This window comes from Mycobacterium sp. SMC-8 (assembly GCF_025263565.1).
GTDB lineage: Bacteria > Actinomycetota > Actinomycetes > Mycobacteriales > Mycobacteriaceae > Mycobacterium.
Map to the genome: position 1 here is coordinate 5,911,650 of NZ_CP079865.1, position 25,874 is coordinate 5,937,523.

The window sequence follows — 25,874 nt, forward strand, 5'->3', positions numbered from 1 at the left end:
GTCGGCGGCGAGCATCGACACATGTCGCAGATCCTCATCGCATCCTGCCCGCCGGTCGGACACATCTCGCCGCTGCTGAACGTCGCACGCGGACTCGCCGCCCGCGGTGACCGCGTCTCCGTGCTGACCAGCTCCCGCCATGCCGACAAGATCCGAGCTGTCGGCGCGGATCCCGTGCCGCTGCCCTACGCCGCCGACTACGATGATTCTTCGTTCGACGCCGACCTGCCGGGACGCGCGCAGACGTCCGGCTTGGCACGGCTCAACTTCGACATCGAGCACATCTTCGTGCGGCCTATGCCCGTTCAGTTCGGAGCGCTCAAAGAAGTGTCGGCGAGCCACCACTACGACGCCGTCATCGCCGACGCGTTGTTTCTCGGTGTACTGCCACTGCTCCTCGGCGATCGCGGCGCCCGCCCGCCGATCCTGTCCTACTCCACCACACCGCTGTTTTTGACTAGCCGCGACACCACACCGGCGGGGCCGGGGATAGCGCCGATGCGCGGCGTGGTCGGCAGGCTGCGCAACCGCGCCCTGACACTGGCCACGCAACGGGCCGGATTGCGCCCGGCGCACCGGGCCGCCGAACGGATGCTCGCCGCGATGGGCGTACCGAAGCTGCCGGTGTTCGTCTTGGACTCCGCCGTACTGGCCGACCGGGTGATCGTCCCGACCATCCCCGAATTCGAGTACCGGCGCAGCGATCTTCCCCCGCATGTCCGATTCGTCGGCGCTGTCAGTCCACCGCCTGCCGACGACTTCGTCGCGCCGCCCTGGTGGCATGAGCTCGACAGCAGCAGGCCCGTCGTGCATGTCACCCAGGGCACGGTCGACAATGCCGACCTGCGCCGACTGGTCGAACCGACCATCGAGGCGCTGGCGGCGGAGAACGTCACCCTCGTCGTCACCACCGGCGGCCGCCCGCTCTCCGAGATCCGAACATCGTTGCCCGCCAACACTTTCGCCGCCGAATACCTACCCCATGAGGTCCTGCTGCCCCGAGTCGACGTCATGGTCACCAACGGCGGTTACGGCGCCGTGCAACGCGCACTGGCCGCCGGAGTGCCCATGGTCGTCGCCGGCCGGACCGAGGACAAGCCCGAGGTGGCGGCCCGGGTACGGCACTTCGGCGTCGGGGTCGATCTGCGGACCGCCACACCGACTTCGCACACCGTCCGCCGTGCCGTGCGGCAGGTGCTCCACGATGCGGCCTATCGCGCCCAAGCTCGTCGGCTGCAGTGCGCATATGCGGGCCGCGACAGCATCGCCGCCATCGCCGCGCTGGTCGACGAGGTGGTCGCCGAGTGGGCACCACCTCTGCAGTCGACCTAGGCGGAGGGGGCGGCGCACCCCACGTGGTGAAAATGCGTTGAGGGCCGTCAGTCGCGATGACTGACGGCCCTCAACGCAATCTCAACAGGGACTCTAGGCGGACTTGTCGCGACGTTCGGTCCGCGACGGCTTGCGCGGCACGATGGTCGGTAGCACGTTGTGCTCGACGGTCTCCCTGGTCACGACCACCTTGGCGACGTCGTCGCGGCTCGGGATGTCGTACATCACCGGCAGCAGGACTTCCTCCATGATGGCCCGCAGACCGCGCGCGCCGGTGCCCCGATGGATGGCCTGATCGGCAATGGCCTCCAGCGCCTCTTCGTCGAACTCCAGCTCCACCCCGTCCATCTCGAACAGCCGGGTGTACTGCTTGACCAACGCGTTCTTCGGCTGGGACAGGATCTGCACGAGCGATTCCTTGTCCAGATTGGTCACCGACGCCACGACAGGGAGCCGGCCGATGAACTCGGGGATCAGCCCGAACTTGATCAGATCCTCGGGCATCACCTCGGCGAAGTGATCCTGGGTGTCGACCTCGGCCTTGGAGTGCACCTCGGCGCCGAAGCCGAGTCCGCGCTTGCCGACGCGATCGGAGACGATCTTCTCCAACCCTGCGAACGCACCGGCGACGATGAACAACACGTTGGTGGTGTCGATCTGGATGAACTCCTGGTGCGGGTGCTTGCGGCCGCCCTGCGGGGGCACCGAGGCCTGCGTGCCCTCCAGGATCTTCAGCAGCGCCTGCTGAACGCCTTCACCGGAGACGTCGCGGGTGATCGACGGGTTCTCACTCTTGCGGGCGATCTTGTCGACCTCGTCGATGTAGATGATCCCGGTCTCGGCGCGCTTGACGTCGTAATCGGCGGCCTGGATCAGCTTGAGCAGAATGTTCTCGACGTCCTCGCCGACGTAGCCGGCTTCGGTCAGCGCGGTCGCGTCGGCGATGGCGAACGGGACGTTGAGCATCTTGGCCAGCGTCTGGGCCAGGTAGGTCTTGCCGCAGCCGGTGGGGCCGAGCATCAGGATGTTGGACTTGGCCAGCTCGACGGGCTCGGAACGCGAATCGCGCGACTTCTCTCCGGCCTGGATGCGCTTGTAGTGGTTGTAGACGGCCACGGCCAGGGTGCGCTTGGCGGTGTCCTGACCGATGACGTATCCCTCGAGGAACTCCCGTATCTCGGCCGGCTTCGGCAACTCGTCGAGTTTGACATCGTCGGCGTCGGCGAGCTCCTCTTCGATGATCTCGTTGCACAGATCGATGCACTCGTCGCAGATGTACACACCCGGTCCCGCGATGAGCTTCTTCACCTGCTTCTGGCTCTTGCCGCAGAACGAGCACTTCAGCAGGTCGCCGCCATCTCCAATGCGTGCCATGGTGCTGGGGTCCTACTTCCTTCGCCGTCGATATCCAGTCGTTTCGGTGCGGGGCACCGGGACCGCTTGTGTAGCCCCGACTTGTGTAGCCCCGACGCTACCCGCTGTTTCCGCCGCTGTGCGACCGATAAAGCCGAATAGCGTCGGTGGTATTCACGTGTAGTTGCGTCAACATATCGCCTGACCCGCCCGCGATGGTCGCGTAACGCACCACCGTGTCTCTGGCGTGTCGCCGCCGTTACCCGACCGAGAGTACCTGCCTGGGCAGGGTGTAACCGGTCGACCTCTTGACCTGCTCATCGGACGTGCGGTGGCGGGGTGGGAATCCTCGGCGCGACCGGACGGTGCTGGTCAGCGACGGCGGGCCGGCCACCGAACTCGAAGCGCGCGGCCACGACCTGTCGCACGGTCTGCGGTCGGCGCGGTTGCTGGTGGACGCGCCCGAGGAGATCGTCGCGGTGCCTGCGGCGTATTTCGCCGCGCCCGCGACGCACACGGTGCGGCTGCTGCCGGGTCGGCCCGGCGGAGATCAGCCGGATTGCCGGCGAGCTGAGCGCCTAGGAGTCTGCTGAATTAATCCGGCGTGGTGGCGGGGTTTGTGGCTGGGTTCTCGAGATGATTAATGGATGCAGGGGCATTCTGAGGATCAGCGTGAGCTGTTGGATGCGGAGTCGGTTGCCGGGCATCTGCTGAAGTCCGACAGCATGTTTGTATTCCTGGCCGAACACCGCCACGAGTTGTTTCCCGAGGCGATGTTCGCTGATCTTTTCCCGTCGCGGCGGGGGCGTCCGAGCGTGCCGGCCGAGGTGATGGCCTCGGTGATCACCTTGCAGGCCCTGCACGGGCTCTCTGATAGCGAGACCGTGGACGCGGTCACCTTCGATCTGCGCTGGAAAGCCGCGTGCGGGTTGGCGGTGACCGCGCCGGCGTTTCACTCGACCACGCTGACCTATTGGCGGCGCCGGCTGGCGGCCTCGCAGGCGCCGGACCGGATCTTTGAGGCGGTCAAGGCCGTCGTGGCGCAGACCGGTGTGTTGGCCAAAAAGACGCGGCGAGCGTTGGACTCCACCGTGCTCGATGATGCGGTGTCCACCCAGGACACCGTAACCCAGCTGATCGCTGCGATCCGCCGGGTCGGGCGCGAAGTCCCAGGGGCCGGCGAGGTGATCACCACTTACTGCACCGCCCACGATTACAGCGATCCGGGTAAACCGGCGATCGCCTGGAACGACAGAACCGCCCGCGACCAGCTTGTCGACGCCTTGGTCGGCGATGCGCACCGGCTGCTGGGGCATCTGCCCGACCAGGAACTGGGCCCGCGCGCCGCTGAGGCGGTGTCGTTGTTGGCGCTGGTCGCCGGCCAGGACGTCGAACCGGTCGAGGGTTCTGATGGCACCGACGGGCAGTGGCGCATCGCGCAGAAGGTGGCCGGTGATCGGGTGATCTCTACCGTGGATCCCGAAGCCCGCCATGCCCATAAGACGGTGCATCGCCGCCAGGACGGATACAAGGCCCACATCGCGGTCGAACCTGATACCGGGATCATCACCGACTGCGCGCTGACCAAGGCAAGCGGACAAGACAATCACGAAGCCGTCATCGGACTGGCGCTGCTGGCACACGAGACGACGGCGGTGCGGGTGCTCGGCGATTCGGCCTACGGCACCGGTCAGGCACGGGCGACGCTGGCCGAGCTCAAGCATGTCGCCGTGATCAAACCGCTCCCGCTGAGAACCCCGGTCCCGGGTGGGTTCACCAGCGATGACTTCACCATCGATTTCGCGGCCCGTACCGTGACGTGTCCGGCCGAGCACACCATCCCCATCGGGCCTAGCGGTGGAGCCGCATTCGAAAAGCATTGCCGGTCATGCGCTTTGAGGCACCTGTGCACCACCGCAGTGCGTGGGCGAAAGCTCACCATCAGCGAACACGAACCGCACCTACGTGCCGCCCGGGCCATCGCGCGCACACCCGAATGGCAGGCCGAGTACCGCCAACACCGCCCCATGGTGGAACGCTCGATCGCCTGGTTGACCCGCGGCAACCGCAAAGTCCGCTACCGCGGCGTCAGCAAGAACAACCACTGGCTGCACCACCGCGCCGCCGCATTGAACCTGCGCCGCCTGATCAGCATGGGCCTGACCCACACCGGCACCACCTGGGCCATCGCCTAAGCCCAGACATCCCGGCGGCCTTGCGGCGCGAACATCGGATTGCCACGCCCCAAACGGCGGGGCAATCCCGAATCTGTCGGCCTGCCTGTGACTTCACACACGCGCCGACGAGCGCTTGAGACGCCCCGCCCCATCAACCCACTAATTCAGCAGACTCCTAGGTGTCAGCGGGGTCCGGGCCCCAGCGGACCCGGGCCCACCGGTCCCGGCCCGACCGGACCGGGACCCACCGGACCGACCACGCCGCCAACCCCGATCGGACCCGCGGGGCCGATCACCGGGTTCGGCGGGTTGACGTACACGTTGACCGCGATGCAAGTCGCGGTGGCGGCGTCCCAGTAGGTCCCGGCCGGGCACACCGGTTCCTGGGCCTGTGCGACCACGGCCGTCGCGGTCTGGATCAGCAGCCCCGCGGCCGCCGCCACGAACGCGACCACCGCCGCGCCCGACTTGATTCGCTCCGACATGGGCACTCCTTGGATCAGGACGCGGTCGCACGATGCGTTTACGTCTGCGTTGATAATCAGCCTGACACGAGCGGACGTTACGGCGGTGCCTTTCCGGTGAACGGCCTGCGGGCCCACCGCTCAGCCCCGCGGTGAGACCGTGACCCGACGTACCCTGCGGGCATGACCTCGCTTCAGGACGCGTTCGCACTCGCCCGGGACGACAGCGGCCTGGCGGTGGTGGCGACGGTGCGCGCGGACCAGACGATCCAGGCCTCCCTGATCAACGCCGGACCGCTGCCGCATCCCGCGACCGGCGAGCCGGTCCTCGGATTCGTCACCTACGGGCGCGTGAAACTGATGAACCTGCGGTCGCGGCCGCAGATCGCGGTCACGTTCCGCCGCGGTTGGCACTGGGCCACCGTCGAGGGCACGGCCGAACTGGCCGGCCCGGACGATCCGCAGCCGTGGCTCGGTAGCGGCGACACCCTTCCGCGGCTGCTGCGGGACATCTTCACTGCTGCGGGCGGAACCCACGACGACTGGGACACCTACGACCGCACGATGCGCGAGCAGCGCCGCACGGCCGTGCTTGTCACCCCGACCAGGATCTACGGCAACGGGTGAGAAGGACGACACGTGCGGCGCCCGCACGGACATTGCGCGTCACACGCTGATCAGCGCGGGCAGAAACGCCGCAGCGCGTAGCGCGCCACCCCTTTCGAGGCCCGCACCACGCGCTGCGAACAGGTAGTACCCGCGGAACGCTCAGCCCTTCTGGGCCGACAGCTTGCGGTACTCCAGCACCGTGTCGATGATCCCGTAATCCTTGGCCGCCTCCGCGGTCAGGATCTTGTCGCGGTCGGTGTCCTTGCGGATCACGTCGGCGGGCTTGCCGGTGTGACGCGAAAGGGTCTCCTCCATCAAAGTCCGCATCCGCTCGATCTCGGCGGCCTGGATCTCCAGGTCGGAGAACTGGCCCTGGATCACCCCACCGAGAGCGGGCTGGTGGATCAGCACCCGCGCGTTGGGCAGCGCCATCCGCTTGCCCGGGGTGCCGGCGGCCAGCAGCACCGCCGCCGCGGACGCGGCCTGGCCCAGGCACACCGTCTGGATGTCGGCACGCACGTACTGCATGGTGTCGTAGATCGCCATCAGGCTGGTGAAGGAACCGCCGGGCGAGTTGATGTACATGGTGATGTCGCGGTCGGGATCCAGCGACTCCAGGACCAGCAGCTGGGCCATGATGTCGTTGGCCGAGGCGTCGTCGACCTGCACGCCGAGGAAGATGATGCGTTCCTCGAACAGCTTGTTGTACGGGTTGGACTCCTTGACGCCGAAGCTCGAGTGCTCGATGAACGACGGCAGGATGTAGCGGGCCTGCGGTTGCACGCGTGGGTCCAGGGCGGGGTGGATAGACGAAGGGGTGTTGTCGGTCATTTGTCGAGTCCTGCTCCCGGTCCGTCGCCGTTGATGGTCACGCTGGTGATGATGTGGTCGACGAATCCATACTCGAGGGCTTCTTGAGCGGTGAACCAGCGGTCGCGATCAGAGTCGGCCTCGATGCGTTCGATGGTCTGCCCGGTGAACTCAGCGTTCAGCCGGAACATCTCTTTCTTGATGCTGGCGAACTGCTCGGCCTGGATCGCGATGTCCGCCGCGCCGCCGGTGATCCCGCCGAGCGGCTGGTGCATCAGGATGCGGGCGTGCGGCAGTGCGTAGCGCTTGCCCTTGGTGCCCGCGGCGAGCAGGAACTCGCCCATCGAGGCGGCCATACCCATCGCGTAGGTGGCCACGTCGCACGGGGCCAGCACCATCGTGTCGTAGATCGCCATGCCGGCGCTGATGGAGCCACCGGGCGAGTTGATGTAGAGGTGGATGTCCTTGGTCGGATCCTCGGCCGACAGCAGGAGGATCTGCGCGCAGAGCCGATTGGCGATGTCATCGTCGACCTGTGAGCCCAGGAAGATGATGCGCTCGGCCAGCAACCGCTCATACACCGAGTCGACAAGGTTGAGGCCCGACGAGGCGCCACGCATGTCAGTCACGACTGGATACCTGCTTTCTTTGTCTACTTCCGACGCGGTGACCGGTCTTACGAACGACACTAACGAACCCGCGCCGACGGGGAGTCCCCAGACGGCACGCGTTCGCTCACAGCATCACTTGGAGTCGTCGGCCTGTTCATCGGATTCGGGGGCGGCGGCGGGCTCGCCGGACGCGTCCGCGTCGTCCTGCGTGTCATCCGCACCGGCAGCCTCGGCCTGCTCACCGGAAGGCCCGAAGAACTCCGCGGTGTCGATCTCGGTGCCGTCGGTGTCGGTGACGGTGGCGCCGTGCACGACCGCCGCGACGGTCAGCCCGCGGCGCACGTCGGCGAACATCGCGGGCAGCTGGTTGTTCTGCTGCAGCATCTGCAGCAGCTGCTGAGGCTCCAGACCGTACTGGCGCGACATCAGCACCAGGCGCTCGGTGAGGTCGTTCTGCCCCACCTGGATCTCCAGCTTGTCGGCGATGGCGTCCATCAGCAGCTGGGTCTTGATTGCCTTCTCGGCGTTGGCCCGGTTGTCGGCGTCGAACTCCTCGCGGCTGCTGCCCTGCTCCTTGAGGGTCTCGGCGAACTTGTCCTCGTCATGGTCGAGGCCGTGGATCGCGTTGTGCAGCGTGTCGTCGACCTGGGCCTGCACGACGGCCTCGGGCAGCGGGATCTCGGTCTGCTCGAGCAGCACCTCGATGGCCTTGTCGCGGATCGCCTCGGCCTGCTGGACCCGCTTGATCCGGCTGACCTTCTCCTTCAGGTCGGCGCGCAGCTCGTCGACGGTGTCGAATTCGCTTGCCAGTTGGGCGAAGTCGTCGTCGACCTCGGGCAGCTCCCGCACCTTCACCGACCGCAGGGTGACGGTGACCTCGGCTTCCTGGCCGGCGTGCTCCCCCGCGACCAGCGTGGTGGTGAAGGTCTTGGACTCGTCGACGTTCAGCCCGATGATGGCCTCGTCGAGACCCTCGATCAGCTGCCCGGAGCCGATCTCATGGGACAGCCCCTCGGTCTGGGCCTCGGGAACGTCCTTGCCGTCGACGGTCGCCGACAGGTCGATCGAGACGAAGTCGCCGTCCTCGGCGGGCCGGTCGACCCCGGTCAGGGTCCCGAAGCGCTTCTGCAGCGAGTCGATCTCGGCGTCGACGTCCTCATCGGCGACAGTGACCGGGTCGACGGTGATCTTCAGCGCCTCAAGGTCGGGCAGTTCGATCTCGGGCCGGACGTCGACCTCGGCGGTGAACACCAGCTCCTCGTTGTCCTCGAGCTTGGTCACCTCGATCTCGGGCTGGCCGATCGGCTGCAGCGACTCCGCGGTGATGGCCTCGCTGTAGCGGGCGGGCAGCGCGTCGTTGACGACCTGCTCCAGGACAGCGCCGCGGCCGACACGGGCTTCGAGCAGCTTGCGCGGCGCCTTGCCGGGACGGAACCCGGGAAGCCGGACCTGCTTGGCCAGCTGCTTGAACGCGCGGTCGATGTCCGGTTCGAGCTCTGTGAAGGGCACCTCCACGTTGATGCGAACCCGGGTGGGGCTCAACTTCTCGACGGTGCTCTTCACGTTGGTACTCCTCTTATTGCTTCTACTGTGGGTGGTCGTGCTGTCGGGGGGCACTGCTGGTCGGGGTGACAGGATTTGAACCTGCGGCCTTCCGCTCCCAAAGCGGATGCGCTACCAAGCTGCGCTACACCCCGGTCGCTGCTGCGCACGCCTGCGCGCGGCATCAGACCACCGGCGATCCTACGGCCTGGCCGCGCCGATGCCTCAATTGGATTTGAGTTAGGCGGGCCCGGTACCATTTGCCGGTACTGTCACGAAGTGCAGCACACGCGGGCGTAGCTCAATGGTAGAGCCCTAGTCTTCCAAACTAGCTACGCGGGTTCGATTCCCGTCGCCCGCTCCACCGGCTACCAGGGCTTACCCGGTAGCACAGGCGTTCGACCCGCTCGGCGGTCCCTTATCCGTCCCTTGTTCGGCGGGTCCGCCGGCATCGGTTTCCGATGCATGGTTGCCCTCGACGCCGCCGATGAACTCCGCGTCCATGTGGATTGGCTTCCACACTTTGGGATCGAGATCAGACAGGTCCGTCGGTAGTGGCGCGCCCACCTCGGCGCTGTAAATCTTGGACTCGGTTTTGAGCGTGGTGTCGGCTAGAACGGGCGCTGTGAACGTCTCGGGGTCCAGTTCGAGCAAACCCTCCTTATAGAGATGGTCAATCAAGAACAACGTCCGGTTCGCTATCGCACCTATACGGGTGTTGGCCGTCGCTCAGGATGCAGACGATGGCGTCACTGTGGATGCAGACGTGATTTCGGGGGTCGGTCTGCATTGTGACGGGGTAATCGTCGCGGCGACGCGGTGGTCGTCATGGTGACGACTGTCGGCAGGCATGGTGATGACGCCCCCGGCGGCAGCGCGGGGACGTCGGAGGGTCAGCCGGGTGGCGCCAGAAGGCGGCCGCGGGTGTACATCCCGATCAGGGTCCACGGCGGCTCACCGAGGGCGTAGCGGCGGCGGTCCCAGTAGGCCGCTGCCGACAACAGCGACAGCGCGTGGTGCAACATGTTCCCTCGGTAGCGCAGCGCGGTGAACGTGTCGGGGTCCAGGGCGAGCAGCTGCTCGGTCCCGTCGCGTGCGAGACGGTCCAGGTGCTCTGGCGGTAGTCGGCGAAGCCAGCGGCGCACGGTGGACACCGGCCGCCCCATGGTCGCCGCGATACGCCGGTGTCCGAGTCCATTTGCTTTGTGCAGCAATGCTGTTCCAATCACTGCGGTGGTGTCGGCATGGCGTGGCTGCAGAGCGGCGGGCATCACGATATGCGTTGACGAGCAGGACCGGCATCGCGTGCGGCGGGGGCGCACCGTGATCGTGGTCCCGTCGTGATCGCGCACGGAGCGCCGCCTGCCGTAGCCCCAAGAAGTCAGCTGGCCGTCGCGGCACCGCGGGCAGCGGAGTTCGCCGGCGGCGAGCAGTTTCTCGGCCAGTTCGCCGGTGCGCGCGACGATCACCGCAGAGCCAGTCCATGATCCACCAGCCTTACCTATCACCCGGGAACCGGGATAGGGGTCAGTTCGTGTTGGGCGACCGCAGAATCGACGCGTCCGCCGTCACCGATTGTGACGATCTCGGGATTCGGCATCGCGCCGGAGCCGAAATGGACTCTGCGCGAGCAGACCAGCGCGGGGTCCGTTCGTGGGCACGCTGATGATGCAGACGACCGCCGTCCCCGACCCGGGATTTCGACAACTTCAATGACGATCACCCCCGCCGTGGTCGTCACACAGAGGGACGGTCAACAACGGGCGAACACCCCGCATGCCGCCTGATACCTCTGGTTGAGACTCATCGTCTTACCTACTGCCGACGTGATCGGCTGGGTGTGCAGCGCGTCCGAGTTGAGCCACAGATCCGCTAGCTGCGCATCGGTGAGTTGGCCGTCTTCGGTTGTTACGTAGTACGCCTGCGCGATATTCGAACCCTCGACGACACGCTTCCAATGCTCGCGAAGATCGTCCATGTCCACGATCTCTGCCAATGTCTCCTTGCTCAGGAGCTTCTCGAGAGCATCAAGCACAGACGCCCAGTAGACAGCCTCCTTGCCTGTGGTGAACGGTCGGAGCCTTGCGGCGAACGACTCAAACGCCTCTTCGGGAGGCAACGTCATTTCGAGCGTTGCCGTGCTCTCACCGGTCTTCATGTTCACCTGGATGTTCGCCTTGAGCGTGCCGGCGGCGAGATCATCCAGAAGCGCCATGTTGTCACGCACCAACGAATGTGCCATTAGTTTGCGAGCGCGCAGGACGAAACGCTGTACGCGGTCTCGGGGGTCAAGTGCAGGCATGAGACCAGGCTATGGCCTGTTACCGACAGGAGCTCCGCAGAGAACAGCCCCGGCTCCGAAGAACCGGGGCTGCCCTGACGGGGACGAGCGGGGCCTATCGGCCGCGCTTGATCGTCCACGTCACGTTGCCGGTCTTGACCTTCTTGGTCTGGCCCGGCCACACCTTCACTGTCTTCTTGATGGTCGCCATTGTGATCACCTCCTTCCGCGCCGGAACTACTTCGGTCCCGGCAGGACCGCTCGCCCCTTTGGCGGCGATCCCGTGCGAGGTACGGTTGCCACGCGCCTACCCCAGAAAGTTGTGCGCGGCGACAGCCTCACGCCGGTAGCCCCGGTGTGGGGCTGTTCGTTCTCGACACGGCCACACTATCCCTGGGACGCGACAACTAGGCGCAACACAACACCTTGGGCCATGGCGTGTCGCAACTCGGCGTTGAGGACTCGCGGAGTTACGTTGTTCCGTTCGGTATGGAACCGCCATGACCCACACGAAGGAGCCGCGTTCCACATGGGGGAAGACAGACCGTCAGCGAAGCTTCGCGAGCAACTTGCCTTCATGAAGCGTTCGGTCAGGGACTACGACGCGGGACATGAGGAAGAGGCTCTGCGCCTCGCCAATGCCATGCGCATGCTGTTCCACGACACCTTCTCGCGCAAGACCGGCAAACCGCTGAGCCAGTCGTTACTCACGCAGCTGTCGATGGAGGACTGCACGATCCTGGCGACGCCACGGACGAAGAAGTGGGCGGATTGGCAGGACTTTCTCGCGATGCAGTTGGACATTAGGTCGTCCACCCCAATGAGGTTTCTTCCGCGTCTGGATCTACCGCTTGTCGAGGTCTCCCGCGAAACTTGGTGGCAGTCGGAGTCTGTGACCAACAGGAATGGGACGTCCGTGTCCCGCCGACGTCTCATTCTGAACGCGGCCGACACGGACGGCGGGGCACACGTCGACCCGAAACTGGAGCGGTTCTACGAAGAGTTGATGGCTGGCGAGTGGGGCTTGGGCATCACGGGCAACATGACTTACGACGGCCCGCCTCCGTTCGAGCAGGGCGTCACGCAGTACGCATCGAACGGGCATCTCGCGCTCATCCGTGTGTTCGCCCATGAGGTGCTGGCGACCGCCGAGCGATTCGGGTGGGTCCAGCCTCAGCTCCAGAGCGGCACGACGTTCGGGCCGTAGCTCGGCTCGGCCTCCATCGCGCCCAGGGCGACCATGGCGTCGGAGTGGTCATCCGCGAGTAGGTGGGCGTAGACGGTCTCGGTCGTGCTCGGCTTCGCATGGCCCATGAACCGGGCAATCTCGAACATCGGTCGGCCCGCCGCAATCATGAGGCTCGCGTACGTGTGCCGGAGCGCGTGGAACTTCAGTCCGGGCGGTAGGGCTGCGGCCGCGTTGTCGGTAGCCGTAGCGGCCCGGTTAGCCCGCAGTACGGCGGGCCGGTACACCACCTTGTAGAACGTCGCGTGCCGGTAGGGCACGGACCAGTCAAGCACGAGCCGCTCCCCCGCGTCCTGGGCGGTCAGGTTCGCCAAGGCGGTTGCCTGCCGCTCGGCAGCGGGTCTGTCGTCGGGGTGTTGGCCGTCGCTCAGGATGCAGACGATGGCGTCACTGTGGATGCAGACGTGATTTCGGGGGTCGGTCTGCATTGTGACGGGGTAATCGTCGCGGCGACGCGGTGGTCGTCATGGTGACGACTGTCGGCAGGCATGGTGATGACGCCCCCGGCGGCAGCGCGGGGACGTCGGAGGGTCAGCCGGGTGGCGCCAGAAGGCGGCCGCGGGTGTACATCCCGATCAGGGTCCACGGCGGCTCACCGAGGGCGTAGCGGCGGCGGTCCCAGTAGGCCGCTGCCGACAACAGCGACAGCGCGTGGTGCAACATGTTCCCTCGGTAGCGCAGCGCGGTGAACGTGTCGGGGTCCAGGGCGAGCAGCTGCTCGGTCCCGTCGCGTGCGAGACGGTCCAGGTGCTCTGGCGGTAGTCGGCGAAGCCAGCGGCGCACGGTGGACACCGGCCGCCCCATGGTCGCCGCGATACGCCGGTGTCCGAGTCCATTTGCTTTGTGCAGCAATGCTGTTCCAATCACTGCGGTGGTGTCGGCATGGCGTGGCTGCAGAGCGGCGGGCATCACGATATGCGTTGACGAGCAGGACCGGCATCGCGTGCGGCGGGGGCGCACCGTGATCGTGGTCCCGTCGTGATCGCGCACAGAGCGCCGCCTGCCGTAGCCCCAAGAAGTCAGCTGGCCGTCGCGGCACCGCGGGCAGCGGAGTTCGCCGGCGGCGAGCAGTTTCTCGGCCAGTTCGCCGGTGCGCGCGACGATCACCGCAGAGCCAGTCCATGATCCACCAGCCTTACCTATCACCCGGGAACCGGGATAGGGGTCAGTTCGTGTTGGGCGACCGCAGAATCGACGCGTCCGCCGTCACCGATTGTGACGATCTCGGGATTCGGCATCGCGCCGGAGCCGAAATGGACTCTGCGCGAGCAGACCAGCGCGGGGTCCGTTCGTGGGCACGCTGATGATGCAGACGACCGCCGTCCCCGACCCGGGATTTCGACAACTTCAATGACGATCACCCCCGCCGTGGTCGTCACACAGAGGGACGGTCAACAACCGTTCGCGTCCGTCCGCACCAGCGGCCTCACCGTCGGCCCCGCTGGATCTGGCGATGACGGCGGCGCATATCTGCGAACCAGGCATCGCTGCCGCGGTGCATCTGAGCGGGTCGGGGCTCGCGTGGGGCGTCGTCGAATGGCGGCGGTGACCAGTCGGCCTGGTCCCGCACATAGGCGAGAAACGCGGCGGCGTAGATCGCGCGCCAGTCGTCGTCGGTCGGTTGCGGCATTGGGTTACCTCCAGTCGATCACTGAGTCAATGAGCCCGGCAGCGCGCAGGATTCGCACCACTGCCGTCAGCGCCGTCACGAACGCGCTGAGCCAGAACGTCGGGAAGCCAATGAAGATCACGCAGGCACCCCCGGTTCTGCACCCGCTGTTGCGCTGGCGTAGATGCGGCGTACGGTGCTGCTCTGCCAGTTGGGCCGGCCAGTGGGGCTGAGGACCCCCTCGGCCTCCAAGGCGGCTGCGATCTTGGCGAAGCTCAGGCCCGCGTCGCGGTCGGTCACGATCCGCCGCACGACCCCCGGTTTGGCGAGTCGGGGCCGACCGATGGGCTCGTTACGCGCCTTCTTGGCGGCCAGGGCGGCTCTCGTGCGCTCGCTGATCAACTCGCGCTCGTACTGGGCGAAGTTGACTAGATTCATCGCGATCATGCGGCCCGCCGCCGTCGTGAGGTCAACGCCCAGGTCCAGGATCACCAGCGACCACCCTTGCCGCTGTGCTGCCTCGATAATGTTGGCGGCGTTGACTATCGACCGCGACAGCCGGTCAAGCTTGGCCACCACGAGGCCGTCCGCCTGGCGGGCCGCAAGAAGCTGCAACACGTGCTGTAGCTGCGGGCCGATCACCTTCCCGGTCACGCCCCAAGTGCTCCACGGACCAGCCCCGCCGGTCGGCCTCGGCGTCTACTGCGGCGCGTTGTGCCTCTAACCCGTTGCGGCTCAACGCCTGCTCCTCCGTGCTGACCCGCGTGTAGGCGAACATCAGAGGGCAGGGCGGGAAAGCGACCACTCCCCCGCCCGTCGTCTGTGCGCTCACTGGTGCACCATCCTTGTGTCGGTGATCTTGGATGGATTGCCGATGCACCCGAGGTGCCGCTGATCTATCGCCCTGCTCGCTCGACACATTCGATGTCCAGCATGAGTTCTGCGGAGGCCAGTGGTTACCCGGGGCGCGTTGACCGTCGACAGGGCTATGCGCCACCGAGCGCCGCTCAGTGAGCGAACCGGCAGTCGTGCCCCGGAACCTGCACATAAGGGTGCCTCCCCACTGGGCTTAGCAGCGAGGAGGCTGTCATGAAGTCTGCCCGAAATACCCTGCCAACGGAACCCACCAATGGGCTCACCTGTGGAATCGACTGGGCCCGCGATGATCACGCGGTCTCGATCGTCGATGCCAAAGGCCGCGAGATCACCCGCAAAACGATCGGTCACCACGCCGTTGGGCTGCGTGATCTGCTCACCACACTGCAGCGCGTCGGTGTCGGAGAAGTCGCCATCGAACGCCCCGACGGTCCGGTTGTAGATGCCCTGCTCGAGGCCGGGATCACCGTCGTGGTGATCAGTCCCAACCAGGTGAAGAACCTGCGCGGGCGCTACGGATCGGCCGGCAACAAAGACGACCGCTTCGACGCGTTCGTCCTGGCCGACACCTTGCGCACCGACCGGACCCGGCTGCGGCCCCTGCAGCCCGACAGCCCGGCCACCGTCGCCCTGCGTCAGACCTGTCGAGCCCGCAAAAATCTGGTCGCTCACCGCGTGGCGATCGCCAACCAGCTGCGGGCTCATCTGATGATCGTCTTTCCCGGCGCGGTCGGGCTGTTCGCCGATATCGACTCGCCGATCAGCCTGGCCTTTTTGGCCCGCTTTGACTGCCAGGACCGCGCCGACTGGCTCTCGGTCACCCGGATGGCCAACTGGCTGGCCAGCGTTGGCTACAGCGGCCGCACCCACGCCAGTGAACTGCACCGACGACTCACCGCCGCGCCTCGCGGCGCCACCGGTATCGACGGTGCCACCATCACCGCGACCTTCGTCGAGGTGTTGAGCACTGTGAGCGCCCAGATCAAAACCCTCGACCAGAGCATCGCCGAGCAACTCGACGCTCACGCCGATGCTCATATCTTCACCAGCCTGCCCCGCTCGGGCACCTTCCGTGCCGCCCGACTGCTCGCCGAAATGGGCGACTGCCGCGCACGGTTCCCCACCCCCGAATCGCTGGCGTGCCTGGCCGGAGTCGCCCCCTCCACCCGCCAGTCCGGGAAAGTCAAACACGTCGGATTCCGCTGGGCTGCAGACAAACAACTCCGCGACGCCGTATGCGATTTCGCCGGTGACAGTCGTCGAGCCAACCCCTGGGCTGCCGATCTCTACAACCGCGCCCGAGCCCGCGGACACGACCACCCCCACGCCGTGCGCATCCTCGCCCGCGCCTGGCTCTACATCCTCTGGCACTGCTGGCACGACGAAGTCGCCTACGATCCCACCCAACACAGGGCCCTCCAAAAGCTGATCAACCAGGATCAACCCAGGGCGGCTTGACACAGGGCAACTCATGCGTTCGCGGCCTTCGCTGCGGGCTTCGCCGTGCTGGCGGTCGCCTTGGCGGGCTTGGCCGGCGTTTGAACCTTGCCCGCCTCGGCTGCCTTCGCGGCCTGCTCCAGGGCCAGGGCGTGCTCTGCGGCCTTCTCGGCCCGCAGCTTCGCGGCCTCGGCTCGGGCCTTCGCGGTAGCCACCCGCTCTGCAGCCTTCTTGGCCCGCTCGGCCTCCTGTGCTGCCTTCGCCTGTTCGCGAGCTTCGCGGTCGGCTTTGCGCTCGGCGGCTTCGGCTTCGCGCTGCGCCTTGCGGGCGTCGGACTTCTGGAACTCGGCGTGGTAGCTGATGACGGCCCGGACTTGCGCCGCCGTGATCTCAACGCCCTTCTCGGCCTTCAGCCACTTGGCCTCGGCCTCGGCCAGCGCTCCGGGGGCTTCGGCGGTGTATCGCTTCGACATGTCGGTTCTCCTTCGGGTTTCGGGGCCTAACCGGTCGGTTACGCCTTCCGCCCCGTTTTCTACGCCAGCCGCCGCCCGATGGCTACACGCCGCATGGCCGCTCACCTGCGACGACGGATGCGCTGGCTACGCACGTAGCGCGGCGACGTGGCGGCAATCGCGTCCTCCATGGGGACGAGCGCGGTACCCGGTCGCGGCGCTACGTCGCCCTCGGCGAATGCCGGGCGGCTCGGCGGGCCGTCGCCCTCGTCGGCGGGCGTTCGGCTGGCAGACGGGCTGTCAGGGTGTGGTTCGCTCATGTCGAGCGGGGCGGGGTCGTCTACGACCTCGGCGTCGATAGGCGCAGCCGGGTCCGGGCCGGCCAAGGCGGGTGGCTCGGGCGCGAGACCGCGACGAGCACGGGACTCTGCTCGGCTGATCGTGGCGATGCCGCCGAGGTCACTCAGCAGTTCCTCGTAGGGCTTCACGTCGACTTCGACCTGCGTCGGCGGCTTGAGGCCTGCGCGGTCCAGGGCGTCCTTCACCGCGGCCAGCTTCACCGACTCGGACTCGGCGGTGGCGGCGATACCGAGTAGCTGCTTGGCCATCCGGTCGGCTGCTTCTTCAATTCGTCTGCGCGCCTTGCTCTTGGCGTGCGATGTACGACCCCCGTGGGTGCCGCAAACTTGCTGCGCCTCCATCGCAACCTTCCCGCAGCGGTCGCCGTTCCGGCGGTGAGCGTGGCAGCGCCTCGCCTGAACCTCGGGACTCCGCGACGCCCACCACTCCTCACTCAGCCTTTGCATGCGTCCGTCATTCGAGGCGTCTTCTGTTGCGGTGCAGTACTTCTCAACATCCTCAACACTCAGACTCCATATGCCCGCGAGTTCCTCCACCGTCCACTTCCCGGTCTCATACTCCGCGCGCAACTCCTCGCGCTCTCGTCGGTCCAACTTCATCTCCTGCTCCTCATCTCTCACCGGGTCGGGTCCAGTCCACGGGCCAAGGCTCGCGGCTCGGGTTTCTTCGGGGCCGTCGCGGGTGCCCGCGTCGGGTTGGCTTCTGCGGCTCCCACCAGTACGGCGGCTCTGCTGGCGTGTAGAGGTTCCTCACGGGAGACCGCCCCTCGATCCGCCGACTACCTCGCCGACGTACCCGCGCCCTCGGGACCGGCGTAGCTCGCCGCTGACCGCGCGACCTCGCCCCCTACGGGGGTCGCGGCGAGGTCGGCGAGGTCGCTTCAGACCTCGCCACGGCGAGCTTCGGCGAGGTCCGGCGAGGTCCGCGAGGTTACTCATTCCTCGGTCTCCGATTCGCTGTCGAGAGCGCCTGATTCAGCAAGGGCGAGCTTGAACTTCGGTGGTACGTACTCGCCTGACTCTCGGTCCTCGTCCTCCCGATACGGCCGCGCGACGGCATAGAACTCACCGCCCCGGGGATTCGGTGTCGTCGTCAGATAGGGCTCCATGCCTGTTTCCCTCTTCAAAAGCACATCTATCGCCAGTCGAATCTCGGTGCGAGTCGGCGCACCGTTCTTGCCCGCGTGGTCGGCCATGACGTTGTCCTCGATGCGCTTCTTGGATCGGTCGGCTTCCCTTTCGGTGCCTTCCAAGTAGCGACTCACCAACTCCATCGCGCGCGTCGGTTTCTTGTTCTTGTTCTTGCCGACCTTCGCGCTACGTGGCTTGTTCGGGTCCGGGCCGACCAGCCGTGCTTTGACCGCGTCCGCCGATTCTGCTGCGTTTAAGTGGAACTCGGCCACCAGAAGCCCGTCCGCGTGGCTATCGTCCACGCCGAGCCCGTGGACGTACCCCTCGCGGTCCTTCGTCCCCACGCGAAGTGTTGCGGTCCCACAACGGCCCCGCCCAAACGGCTCTACCTTCTCCACGGTGTAAGCCGATCCCGTCAGCCCTGCCATCTTGTGCTGGCTGCCGAAGGCAAACCCGTTCCGGTCGTTGCTTTTCGGCACATGATCAATGGCAACGGTGGCCGCGCCTGTCTTTTCCGCGACCGGCAGCAAGATCAGATCGTGCCAGCGGGCAACGTCCGTCGCCGCGTTCGGGTTTAACCCGCACAGCGCTAGTGAGATGTTGGCGCCGTCGATGACCGCAACGTCGTACTTCGACCCCAACAACGCCCCGAAGGCAACCCGGTCGATGTCGAGGGCGTCGGGGCTTTGCTTCGGCCTCACGTACGTCAGGCCTCCCTTGAGGGCGTCTTGTGTCACGCCCAGCCGCCTCAGCCGTTGCACGATCGGGCTGGGGGCGGACTCGTAGTCCACATAAAGCGCCGACCCGCCGTCCCCGAGCACCTGGGCAATGGCGAACTGCGCAATCCACGACTTCCCCGACCCCGTTTCGCCGTGAATCGAATGAGTGCACCCCGGGTAGAGCAAGCTCTTGCCGTCGTCGCGGGTCAGGAACTCAGGAACCAGTTCTTCAACGTCGCCGTAGATGTAGTCGTGCAGATCAACGGGGTCCCACGATGAATCCGCGTTGCCGTCTCGCTGGCGCTGGTACTCCTCCCATCGCCGGTTGAGACGGTCGTCAAAAATGCGGTCGCGCAACGCCTGGTCCAACTCACCGGCGTCGGGTTCGTAGTCGAAGTCAGCGCTCATGGCCCTGCCTCCTCGCGCGTGGCCTGGACTGAGGCCGGTACCTCGGCCAGCTACGACGGGTCCTGCGAACCGGCATGACCGTCGCTCGTCCCGGCCCCCAGGCCTCGACGTTCGGTATGACCGGCTTGCCGCGCGCTCTCGCTCTTGCGACGGCTCCGACGACCGCTCGCCTAACGTCGTCCTCGGCAGTCGCTACCGACCGGACGTCACCCGCCCGATCCCCGCGAGCGCGGGCCTCCATCAACGCCACGTAGGCGTCCGAGAGGTTGTTCAGCGCCACGACGAGACCGGCCCGCCCCTCCTGTGCAGACAGCACGGCGTGCAGCACCTTCGCGGTCATCGCCTGGTGGGCGCCGTTCGGATCATCCAGCACGTCGACCAACGCCGCGGCGTCGAGGTACTGCCACAACACCTGGCCCCGTGGCCGCTGGCGGAGGTCGGCAGGTTCGAGGTCTGCGCCGGGTTGCTCGCCGATCCAGGCGTCGGCCTCACCGAGGTTCGTCGCCACCCGCGCGCCAACCGAGCGGACCGGAGCGAGGGGGCCGACGCTGCTGCCGTCCAGCACATTGAGCAGCCCGGCGGCACGCATGCGGCCCGGCGACTCCACCAGCCAGGCCTTCACCGGCACCGGGTCATCGGCGTTCTTCCAGTTCACCGAGCCGGGACAGCGCAGAATGCGGTCGAGGTTGTAGACGTTGTCGATGCTCCGGCTGTTCTGCGCCCCGTCTGGCGACCACATCGCGTCGCGCGCCGCTCTCTGGACGAGTGATCCCCATCGGGCGTAGAGCAGCTTCCAGTCGTCGCGCGACCGGTCCCGGTCGACAACGTTGCTATCGCCGCTCGGGGAACCGACGCGCCATATCGGCTGCAAGCCGTGACCGCTTTCGACTAGCGCAGCCGGCGCAACCCCCAGCCGGTTGCCGAGCATCCGCGCGGCGTCGTAACACTTGTCTATGGCGTCAAACTGCCTACCCGGCTTGACGTCGAGGTCGGCGAACAGCGCGCGCACGCGCCGAATGTCGCCCTCGGTGCCTCGGCCCGACCGCACATGCCGCGCGACCGGGTTGACTCCGAACCAGACATCGCGGTCCTGCGGCGGCTCCCAGCCGTCGAGGTCGGCGACTCGCCAGAGGCGCGACTGGAAGCGGCCTCCAGGAGCACGAGTGTTGATGGAAACCCGTTCGTGTGCAGCGAATCCGAGTGCAACGAGCACATCGTAGAGACGGCATGTTGTGGTCGTAATCTGTTCGCTAGCAATAGCTTCGGCGGGTATAGTCATACTCGTTCTCTCGTGTTGTGGTGGACACAGGACACATCGCCCCAGTCGAACCCGCCCGGTCGACTGGGGCACTCCTGTCTATTGCGCAGCATTTGTCGGGACGCGGTATGAGCCGGTCTGACGACGCGACTCGATCCACCGCAATCCGTCATTCACGCTGAAGTAGTTCCCATTGCCGAGGCGGACGGGCTGAATCTCCCGCCGTCGCACGGCGATGCGGATCATGTATTCCGTTACGGGATAACCCAACTCCCGCAGCTTGCGGAAGAGACCATACTCAGTGAGGTTCGTAACCTCATTCGGGTCCACAGACACGAACAACTCCCAAAGGTTCGGGCCAAGGTCGGTACAGACCTCAGCAACACCAGGTCGCCCGCACCACTTCGGTGCGGTGGCGATTCCCTTCGGGTTGGTCTTCGTTCGGTGCCTTCACCCGCCAAGGCGGCTCCGAACCTTTCCCGCTCGCGGTCGCTAGCGGTACCCCTACTTTACCCCTCCGTCGCGCTTTCGCGCCGATCGCTTAACGGCGAGACCCGCACCGCGCGAACACTTCCGGCTCTCAGCGCCCCTGTGAGCAATCGCCGTTTCCGTCAGGTAAGGGGATACTGGGGCCGAACGCGGCGATTGAGGGAAGTTCTCATACTTCGGCCGCACGGGACCGGTCACGGGAACGGTAGGCCGACGCGTGCGTGCGCCTCCATCACGCTCATCTCATACCCCGTGGCCGCCGCTGCCTCGGCGTAGGTCATGCACGGCCCGCACACTTCGAACAGAAGGAGGATTGCACCCGCGCGGTACGGGACCAGCTGGGTAGCTCCATCACAACTTCGGCTCACGTTCACGTCGCACGGCCGGTCCCAATACTGGTCGTGCATCTCCATCATGATCTGGAGCATGGGCGCGAAGTAGTCGACACCACGCCTTGGCCGGGCAGTCCGCCCCGTCGCGCGGTCGAAAGCGTCGAGCTGCTCCGGGCCGCGCACAACGAACACAAGATCACTGCCGACGAAGTGCACATACAGCGCCGGGTCGTCAGGGCTCAGCGGGGTGAACGCGTCCTCCGAGCCGTCGTGGCTGTCGAAGGTGACCCGTCTGATTCGCGCCGCGTCGTCCCCGACCACCAGGTGACCTAGGCCCGCCGGGTCGATGCTGTCCGCGGGCTCACCCATCGCCGCGTGAAGGTTCCGCAGCGCCTCCTGCGCAACGTCGTAGAGCGCCGCTCCACGCACCGGGTCGAACAACTCGGCGCTGTCGCGGGTGAACAGCCGGCCATACATCTGGTCGGTTCGGTTGATCGCGGCGACGACTGTGTTATCCGCCTGGGGCGGATTGTCCATCCCGTACTTGCGGCGGAGGGCTGCGGCTCGCTTCGGGTCAACGTTGTTGTCGCTCATACTGTGTCCTTCGCGGGCCGGTGGTGGGACATCACCCAGTGCCAGAGGTCAAGGGTGCTGAAGTACATTGCACGCCCGATCCAGTGATGGGGCACGCGATGCTGGTTCGCTTGGGTCACGAAATAGTTGAGCGTCATCGCAACACCCAACTCCTCCGCGATCCAGCGGTGCGCGGCCTGCTTACCCTTGAGCGTCGGCGCAGCCGACAGCGCCAGTTCGGCTGGTGGCGCTAGTGAATACGGTGTTCGCAAGGTTCCGGCTTTCTCACTTGAATGTGTTCGCCGAGAGGCTTTCTCGGTTCCGCCTATCGACGCTAGCCCGAATCCCGCTCGGAGTCGCGGCGATTACCTACCCACCTCCACCTCACCTCCATCGCCGGTCCACTTAGCCTCAATCCGTGGATCGGCCTTCCTGATGGTGGCCGGGGGTAATTTCGGTGGCTGGGTTTGGTGCGGGCAGGTGGGATCCGCTGGTCTGCCCAGCTTTTCCTGTGCGCTCCGGTAGGGGCCTGTTCGGCCGGGTGGTCAGGGTGTTGCCGGTTGTGGTGGGCTGTAGCCGATGGTGTTGCGCCACAGGGTGAGCCAGTGCTGTGCCCAGGGCCAGTGGCTGGGTAGATGCAGAACGGGGCGGCGTTGGGGTCGGACCAGTCTGGCGGGAATGGTGATGATCTTGCGGCGCAGGGTGGCTCCCCGGGCCACTGCGTGGGCGCCGCCGGCGAGCACGCCAGCGGCACGCAGCAGGTTGTGGGCGATCGCAGCGCACAGGATCCACGCCGAGTTCGCGCCGAATCGTCCCGAGGGCATGTGCGCCAGGGGTCCGTCGATCAGATCGGCGAACACGGTCTCGATGATCGCGTGGCGGCGGTGGGTGATGTCGGCCGCGGCGGTGGGTTCGTCGGTGTCGGTGAAGAACGGGTGATACCGCCACACCGGAAACAGCGCATCGGGGAAGCGGGCGTCTTTGACCCGTCGCACGATCAACCGTGCGGTGATCGGGCTGTCGGTGGAGGTAAAGGCGGTGTGGGTGATCTCGGCGACTTCGGCATCGGAGATCCATGCTCCGGTGTCGGGATCACGAATCGCGCCGGGATATTGCACGGGAATCCAGGCGTGCTCGTCGATGGATGCGATGGCCGCCGTGACAGCGCGAGTTTTGGTCAGCACCAACGAGAACTGAGCACCGGCGCGGCGGCAGGCGGCGGTCACGGTGCTGTTGCCGTAGGCCGAGTCGCCGCGTACCAGGATCGGGCCGGTGACCCCGGCGGCGCGGGCGGTGGCGATGGCTTGGGCGACCATCCGGGCTGCGCCCTTGCCGGAGTTGGTTTTGCCGGCTCGCAGCCGGGCGCCGGCGATCACCGGCGCGCCGGTGGGGGTGCTGATTGTGGTGATCAACGGTGACAGGCCTTTGCGCAGGATCTGTTTGCCCGCGATTTTGGTGTGTCCGTAGGAGGCGCCCTGTTTGGCGTGTCCGTAGACCGGACGTAGCAGTGAGTCGATGTCGATGAACGCTCGGTCGTCGGCGCCGGGAAGCAGATCGGCCCGTGTGCAGAGCCCGGCCAGGTGCTCGCGCAGCACGGACTCCAGTTGCCGGGCGTGTCCGAAGGTGAACTCCCGCAGCAGGGTTCCGATAGTCGAGGGCGCGTACACCCCATTGAACAGGGTTCTCATGCCGCCTGATCGCACGACGTCGAGGTCGTCGATGCTGTCGGCGCCGGCGCACATCCCGGCAATCACGGTGCTTAGTTTCGGTGCAGGGTTGGCCGACCCGGATTTGATCCTCGGTTCGACGATGAGCACCTTGTCGGTTAATAGCTGCGGCAAGGCCGTCTGGGCGGCCAATGCCATGACCGGGACCAATCCGGCGCAGGACACGAGATGCTCGTCGTCGAAGACGGCTGCCGAGGCAGTGAACCTATGGGACACTTTCACCGGAAGTGCCTTTCTGAAGTTGTGCCGATAAGTGCGTAAGGAACACTCATCATCGCAGCTCAGAGGGCACTTTCCTCATATCAACACTCGCCTACCAGGCAATTCATCGGTGGATTCAGGCTTAGCCTCAATCCGTGGATCGGCCTTCCTGATGGTGGCCGGGGGTAATTTCGGTGGCTGGGTTTGGTGCGGGCAGGTGGGATCCGCTGGTCTGCCCAGCTTTTCCTGTGCGCTCCGGTAGGGGCCTGTTCGGCCGGGTGGTCAGGGTGTTGCCGGTTGTGGTGGGCTGTAGCCGATGGTGTTGCGCCACAGGGTGAGCCAGTGCTGTGCCCAGGGCCAGTGGCTGGGTAGATGCAGAACGGGGCGGCGTTGGGGTCGGACCAGTCTGGCGGGAATGGTGATGATCTTGCGGCGCAGGGTGGCTCCCCGGGCCACTGCGTGGGCGCCGCCGGCGAGCACGCCAGCGGCACGCAGCAGGTTGTGGGCGATCGCAGCGCACAGGATCCACGCCGAGTTCGCGCCGAATCGTCCCGAGGGCATGTGCGCCAGGGGTCCGTCGATCAGATCGGCGAACACGGTCTCGATGATCGCGTGGCGGCGGTGGGTGATGTCGGCCGCGGCGGTGGGTTCGTCGGTGTCGGTGAAGAACGGGTGATACCGCCACACCGGAAACAGCGCATCGGGGAAGCGGGCGTCTTTGACCCGTCGCACGATCAACCGTGCGGTGATCGGGCTGTCGGTGGAGGTAAAGGCGGTGTGGGTGATCTCGGCGACTTCGGCATCGGAGATCCATGCTCCGGTGTCGGGATCACGAATCGCGCCGGGATATTGCACGGGAATCCAGGCGTGCTCGTCGATGGATGCGATGGCCGCCGTGACAGCGCGAGTTTTGGTCAGCACCAACGAGAACTGAGCACCGGCGCGGCGGCAGGCGGCGGTCACGGTGCTGTTGCCGTAGGCCGAGTCGCCGCGTACCAGGATCGGGCCGGTGACCCCGGCGGCGCGGGCGGTGGCGATGGCTTGGGCGACCATCCGGGCTGCGCCCTTGCCGGAGTTGGTTTTGCCGGCTCGCAGCCGGGCGCCGGCGATCACCGGCGCGCCGGTGGGGGTGCTGATTGTGGTGATCAACGGTGACAGGCCTTTGCGCAGGATCTGTTTGCCCGCGATTTTGGTGTGTCCGTAGGAGGCGCCCTGTTTGGCGTGTCCGTAGACCGGACGTAGCAGTGAGTCGATGTCGATGAACGCTCGGTCGTCGGCGCCGGGAAGCAGATCGGCCCGTGTGCAGAGCCCGGCCAGGTGCTCGCGCAGCACGGACTCCAGTTGCCGGGCGTGTCCGAAGGTGAACTCCCGCAGCAGGGTTCCGATAGTCGAGGGCGCGTACACCCCATTGAACAGGGTTCTCATGCCGCCTGATCGCACGACGTCGAGGTCGTCGATGCTGTCGGCGCCGGCGCACATCCCGGCAATCACGGTGCTTAGTTTCGGTGCAGGGTTGGCCGACCCGGATTTGATCCTCGGTTCGACGATGAGCACCTTGTCGGTTAATAGCTGCGGCAAGGCCGTCTGGGCGGCCAATGCCATGACCGGGACCAATCCGGCGCAGGACACGAGATGCTCGTCGTCGAAGACGGCCGCCGAGGCAGTGAACCTATGGGACACTTTCACCGGAAGTGCCTTTCTGAAGTTGTGCCGATAAGTGCGTAAGGAACACTCATCATCGCAGCTCAGAGGGCACTTTCCTCATATCAACACTCGCCTACCAGGCAATTCATCGGTGGATTCAGGCTTAGCGACAGCTGGCCTGCGTCGCATCGGTCTAACGTCGCTGGGCGAGAACTGTTTTCACGAGTCAGGAGG

Annotated in this window: 25 protein-coding genes, 2 tRNA genes and 1 pseudogene; 7 read left to right on the forward strand and 21 right to left on the reverse strand. The window is 66.1% G+C overall.

Features of this window, described 5'->3' with window-relative positions; translation table 11 throughout:
- The first annotated feature begins 21 nt into the window (after nt 1-21).
- The gene (locus KXD97_RS28370; RefSeq protein WP_260754292.1) at nt 22-1,332 is read left to right on the forward strand and encodes a glycosyltransferase; all 1,311 of its coding nucleotides are present in this window, start codon (nt 22-24) and stop codon (nt 1,330-1,332) included.
- Between the two features lie 93 nt (nt 1,333-1,425).
- Here KXD97_RS28370 and clpX read toward each other — a convergent pair whose 3' ends face one another.
- On the reverse strand, nt 1,426-2,706 hold the full coding sequence (gene clpX / locus KXD97_RS28375; RefSeq protein ID WP_260754293.1) for an ATP-dependent Clp protease ATP-binding subunit ClpX: 1,281 nt from the start codon (nt 2,704-2,706) through the stop codon (nt 1,426-1,428).
- 305 nt (nt 2,707-3,011) lie between these two features.
- On the opposite strand from clpX, the pseudogene KXD97_RS28380 reads away from it, so the two are divergent.
- Both KXD97_RS28380 and KXD97_RS28385 read left to right on the forward strand, forming a co-directional pair.
- A pseudogene (locus tag KXD97_RS28380) lies at nt 3,012-3,194 on the forward strand (homocysteine S-methyltransferase family protein); the annotation flags it as partial.
- A gap of 138 nt (nt 3,195-3,332) precedes the next feature.
- Nucleotides 3,333-4,880: an IS1182 family transposase gene (locus KXD97_RS28385; RefSeq protein ID WP_260753369.1), complete on the forward strand. Its 1,548-nt coding sequence runs from the start codon at nt 3,333-3,335 to the stop codon at nt 4,878-4,880.
- 164 nt (nt 4,881-5,044) lie between these two features.
- Here KXD97_RS28385 and KXD97_RS28390 read toward each other — a convergent pair whose 3' ends face one another.
- Nucleotides 5,045-5,347 (reverse strand): hypothetical protein, encoded by a 303-nt coding sequence (locus KXD97_RS28390; RefSeq protein WP_260754294.1) that lies wholly within the window; start codon nt 5,345-5,347, stop codon nt 5,045-5,047.
- A 162-nt stretch (nt 5,348-5,509) separates the two neighbouring features.
- Here KXD97_RS28390 and KXD97_RS28395 point away from each other — a divergent pair, with 162 nt between their 5' ends.
- On the forward strand, nt 5,510-5,953 hold the full coding sequence (locus KXD97_RS28395; RefSeq protein WP_260754295.1) for a TIGR03618 family F420-dependent PPOX class oxidoreductase: 444 nt from the start codon (nt 5,510-5,512) through the stop codon (nt 5,951-5,953).
- 141 nt (nt 5,954-6,094) lie between these two features.
- Here the strand turns inward: KXD97_RS28395 and clpP2 are convergent, their stop codons facing one another.
- The 4 genes from clpP2 to KXD97_RS28415 form a co-directional block, all read right to left on the reverse strand.
- Entirely contained in the window at nt 6,095-6,766 is a 672-nt protein-coding gene (gene clpP2, locus KXD97_RS28400; protein ID WP_260754298.1) for an ATP-dependent CLP protease proteolytic subunit ClpP2, read from the reverse strand.
- Complete coding sequence (locus KXD97_RS28405) at nt 6,763-7,434, reverse strand: ATP-dependent Clp protease proteolytic subunit (protein ID WP_396884586.1); 672 nt, start codon at nt 7,432-7,434, stop codon at nt 6,763-6,765. Before KXD97_RS28405 ends, clpP2 begins: the two co-directional genes overlap by 4 nt.
- Nucleotides 7,435-7,488: 54 nt before the next feature.
- The gene (tig, locus tag KXD97_RS28410) at nt 7,489-8,919 is read right to left on the reverse strand and encodes a trigger factor (protein ID WP_260754300.1); all 1,431 of its coding nucleotides are present in this window, start codon (nt 8,917-8,919) and stop codon (nt 7,489-7,491) included.
- 57 nt (nt 8,920-8,976) lie between these two features.
- Nucleotides 8,977-9,053, reverse strand: a tRNA-Pro gene (locus KXD97_RS28415).
- Nucleotides 9,054-9,188: 135 nt separating this feature from the next.
- Between KXD97_RS28415 and KXD97_RS28420 the strand changes: the two genes are divergently transcribed.
- Nucleotides 9,189-9,262 (forward strand) — tRNA-Gly (locus tag KXD97_RS28420).
- A 14-nt stretch (nt 9,263-9,276) separates the two neighbouring features.
- On the opposite strand, the gene KXD97_RS28425 is transcribed toward KXD97_RS28420, so the two are convergent.
- The 3 genes from KXD97_RS28425 to KXD97_RS28435 form a co-directional block, all read right to left on the reverse strand.
- On the reverse strand, nt 9,277-9,552 hold the full coding sequence (locus tag KXD97_RS28425; protein ID WP_260754302.1) for a hypothetical protein: 276 nt from the start codon (nt 9,550-9,552) through the stop codon (nt 9,277-9,279).
- Between the two features lie 239 nt (nt 9,553-9,791).
- The gene (locus KXD97_RS28430; protein ID WP_260751629.1) at nt 9,792-10,367 is read right to left on the reverse strand and encodes a DUF6431 domain-containing protein; all 576 of its coding nucleotides are present in this window, start codon (nt 10,365-10,367) and stop codon (nt 9,792-9,794) included.
- 284 nt (nt 10,368-10,651) lie between these two features.
- Nucleotides 10,652-11,200, reverse strand: a complete 549-nt coding sequence (locus KXD97_RS28435) for a hypothetical protein (protein ID WP_260754304.1) — start codon at nt 11,198-11,200, stop codon at nt 10,652-10,654.
- Nucleotides 11,201-11,708: 508 nt separating this feature from the next.
- Between KXD97_RS28435 and KXD97_RS28440 the strand changes: the two genes are divergently transcribed.
- Nucleotides 11,709-12,386 (forward strand): hypothetical protein, encoded by a 678-nt coding sequence (locus KXD97_RS28440; protein WP_260754305.1) that lies wholly within the window; start codon nt 11,709-11,711, stop codon nt 12,384-12,386.
- Here KXD97_RS28440 and KXD97_RS28445 read toward each other — a convergent pair.
- From KXD97_RS28445 to KXD97_RS28460, 4 genes are all read right to left on the reverse strand, one after another.
- A complete protein-coding gene (locus tag KXD97_RS28445; RefSeq protein ID WP_313901329.1) occupies nt 12,353-12,853 on the reverse strand; it encodes a tyrosine-type recombinase/integrase in 501 nt (166 codons plus the stop codon). The two genes, KXD97_RS28440 and KXD97_RS28445, sit on opposite strands and share 34 nt — an antisense overlap.
- 103 nt (nt 12,854-12,956) lie before the next feature.
- Nucleotides 12,957-13,532: a DUF6431 domain-containing protein gene (locus KXD97_RS28450; protein ID WP_260751629.1), complete on the reverse strand. Its 576-nt coding sequence runs from the start codon at nt 13,530-13,532 to the stop codon at nt 12,957-12,959.
- Between the two features lie 319 nt (nt 13,533-13,851).
- Entirely contained in the window at nt 13,852-14,055 is a 204-nt protein-coding gene (locus KXD97_RS28455; RefSeq protein WP_260754307.1) for a hypothetical protein, read from the reverse strand.
- Nucleotides 14,056-14,172: 117 nt separating this feature from the next.
- Entirely contained in the window at nt 14,173-14,688 is a 516-nt protein-coding gene (locus KXD97_RS28460) for a recombinase family protein (protein WP_313901330.1), read from the reverse strand.
- A gap of 435 nt (nt 14,689-15,123) precedes the next feature.
- Between KXD97_RS28460 and KXD97_RS28465 the strand changes: the two genes are divergently transcribed.
- Nucleotides 15,124-16,368, forward strand: a complete 1,245-nt coding sequence (locus KXD97_RS28465) for an IS110 family transposase (protein WP_105386664.1) — start codon at nt 15,124-15,126, stop codon at nt 16,366-16,368.
- An 11-nt stretch (nt 16,369-16,379) separates the two neighbouring features.
- Here the strand turns inward: KXD97_RS28465 and KXD97_RS28470 are convergent, their stop codons facing one another.
- The 8 genes from KXD97_RS28470 to KXD97_RS28505 form a co-directional block, all read right to left on the reverse strand.
- Complete coding sequence (locus KXD97_RS28470) at nt 16,380-16,820, reverse strand: hypothetical protein (protein ID WP_260754309.1); 441 nt, start codon at nt 16,818-16,820, stop codon at nt 16,380-16,382.
- Nucleotides 16,821-16,921: 101 nt separating this feature from the next.
- The gene (locus KXD97_RS28475) at nt 16,922-17,779 is read right to left on the reverse strand and encodes a hypothetical protein (RefSeq protein WP_260754310.1); all 858 of its coding nucleotides are present in this window, start codon (nt 17,777-17,779) and stop codon (nt 16,922-16,924) included.
- A gap of 314 nt (nt 17,780-18,093) precedes the next feature.
- Nucleotides 18,094-19,416 carry an AAA family ATPase gene (locus KXD97_RS28480; protein ID WP_260754311.1) on the reverse strand — a complete coding sequence of 441 codons (1,323 nt, stop codon included), beginning with the start codon at nt 19,414-19,416 and terminating at the stop codon, nt 18,094-18,096.
- A complete protein-coding gene (locus KXD97_RS28485) occupies nt 19,406-20,629 on the reverse strand; it encodes a hypothetical protein (RefSeq protein ID WP_260754313.1) in 1,224 nt (407 codons plus the stop codon). The genes KXD97_RS28480 and KXD97_RS28485 overlap by 11 nt, the downstream gene beginning before the upstream one ends.
- Before the next feature lie 728 nt (nt 20,630-21,357).
- Nucleotides 21,358-22,089, reverse strand: coding sequence for a hypothetical protein (locus tag KXD97_RS28490; RefSeq protein WP_260754314.1), 732 nt, complete (start codon nt 22,087-22,089; stop codon nt 21,358-21,360).
- Entirely contained in the window at nt 22,086-22,340 is a 255-nt protein-coding gene (locus KXD97_RS28495) for a hypothetical protein (protein ID WP_260754315.1), read from the reverse strand. The genes KXD97_RS28490 and KXD97_RS28495 overlap by 4 nt, the downstream gene beginning before the upstream one ends.
- A gap of 273 nt (nt 22,341-22,613) precedes the next feature.
- Nucleotides 22,614-24,017, reverse strand: a complete 1,404-nt coding sequence (locus tag KXD97_RS28500; RefSeq protein WP_260752495.1) for an IS1380 family transposase — start codon at nt 24,015-24,017, stop codon at nt 22,614-22,616.
- 261 nt (nt 24,018-24,278) lie between these two features.
- A complete protein-coding gene (locus tag KXD97_RS28505; protein ID WP_260752495.1) occupies nt 24,279-25,682 on the reverse strand; it encodes an IS1380 family transposase in 1,404 nt (467 codons plus the stop codon).
- Nucleotides 25,683-25,874: the final 192 nt, after the last annotated feature.

Excerpts from the sequence above, each read along its gene's own strand:
- KXD97_RS28465 (WP_105386664.1), top strand. The coding sequence starts at position 15,124 with ATGAAGTCTGCCCGAAATACCCTGCCAACGGAACCCACCAATGGGCTC.
- KXD97_RS28385 (WP_260753369.1), top strand. The coding sequence starts at position 3,333 with ATGCAGGGGCATTCTGAGGATCAGCGTGAGCTGTTGGATGCGGAGTCG.
- KXD97_RS28455 (WP_260754307.1), bottom strand. The coding sequence starts at position 14,055 with ATGCCGCAACCGACCGACGACGACTGGCGCGCGATCTACGCCGCCGCG.
- KXD97_RS28435 (WP_260754304.1), bottom strand. The coding sequence starts at position 11,200 with ATGCCTGCACTTGACCCCCGAGACCGCGTACAGCGTTTCGTCCTGCGC.
- KXD97_RS28490 (WP_260754314.1), bottom strand. The coding sequence starts at position 22,089 with ATGAGCGACAACAACGTTGACCCGAAGCGAGCCGCAGCCCTCCGCCGC.
- clpX (WP_260754293.1), bottom strand. The coding sequence starts at position 2,706 with ATGGCACGCATTGGAGATGGCGGCGACCTGCTGAAGTGCTCGTTCTGC.
- KXD97_RS28470 (WP_260754309.1), bottom strand. The coding sequence starts at position 16,820 with ATGTCGAAGCGATACACCGCCGAAGCCCCCGGAGCGCTGGCCGAGGCC.
- KXD97_RS28445 (WP_313901329.1), bottom strand. The coding sequence starts at position 12,853 with ATGCAGACCGACCCCCGAAATCACGTCTGCATCCACAGTGACGCCATC.
- clpP2 (WP_260754298.1), bottom strand. The coding sequence starts at position 6,766 with ATGACCGACAACACCCCTTCGTCTATCCACCCCGCCCTGGACCCACGC.
- KXD97_RS28390 (WP_260754294.1), bottom strand. The coding sequence starts at position 5,347 with ATGTCGGAGCGAATCAAGTCGGGCGCGGCGGTGGTCGCGTTCGTGGCG.
- KXD97_RS28440 (WP_260754305.1), top strand. The coding sequence starts at position 11,709 with ATGGGGGAAGACAGACCGTCAGCGAAGCTTCGCGAGCAACTTGCCTTC.
- KXD97_RS28480 (WP_260754311.1), bottom strand. The coding sequence starts at position 19,416 with ATGAGCGCTGACTTCGACTACGAACCCGACGCCGGTGAGTTGGACCAG.
- KXD97_RS28395 (WP_260754295.1), top strand. The coding sequence starts at position 5,510 with ATGACCTCGCTTCAGGACGCGTTCGCACTCGCCCGGGACGACAGCGGC.
- KXD97_RS28370 (WP_260754292.1), top strand. The coding sequence starts at position 22 with ATGTCGCAGATCCTCATCGCATCCTGCCCGCCGGTCGGACACATCTCG.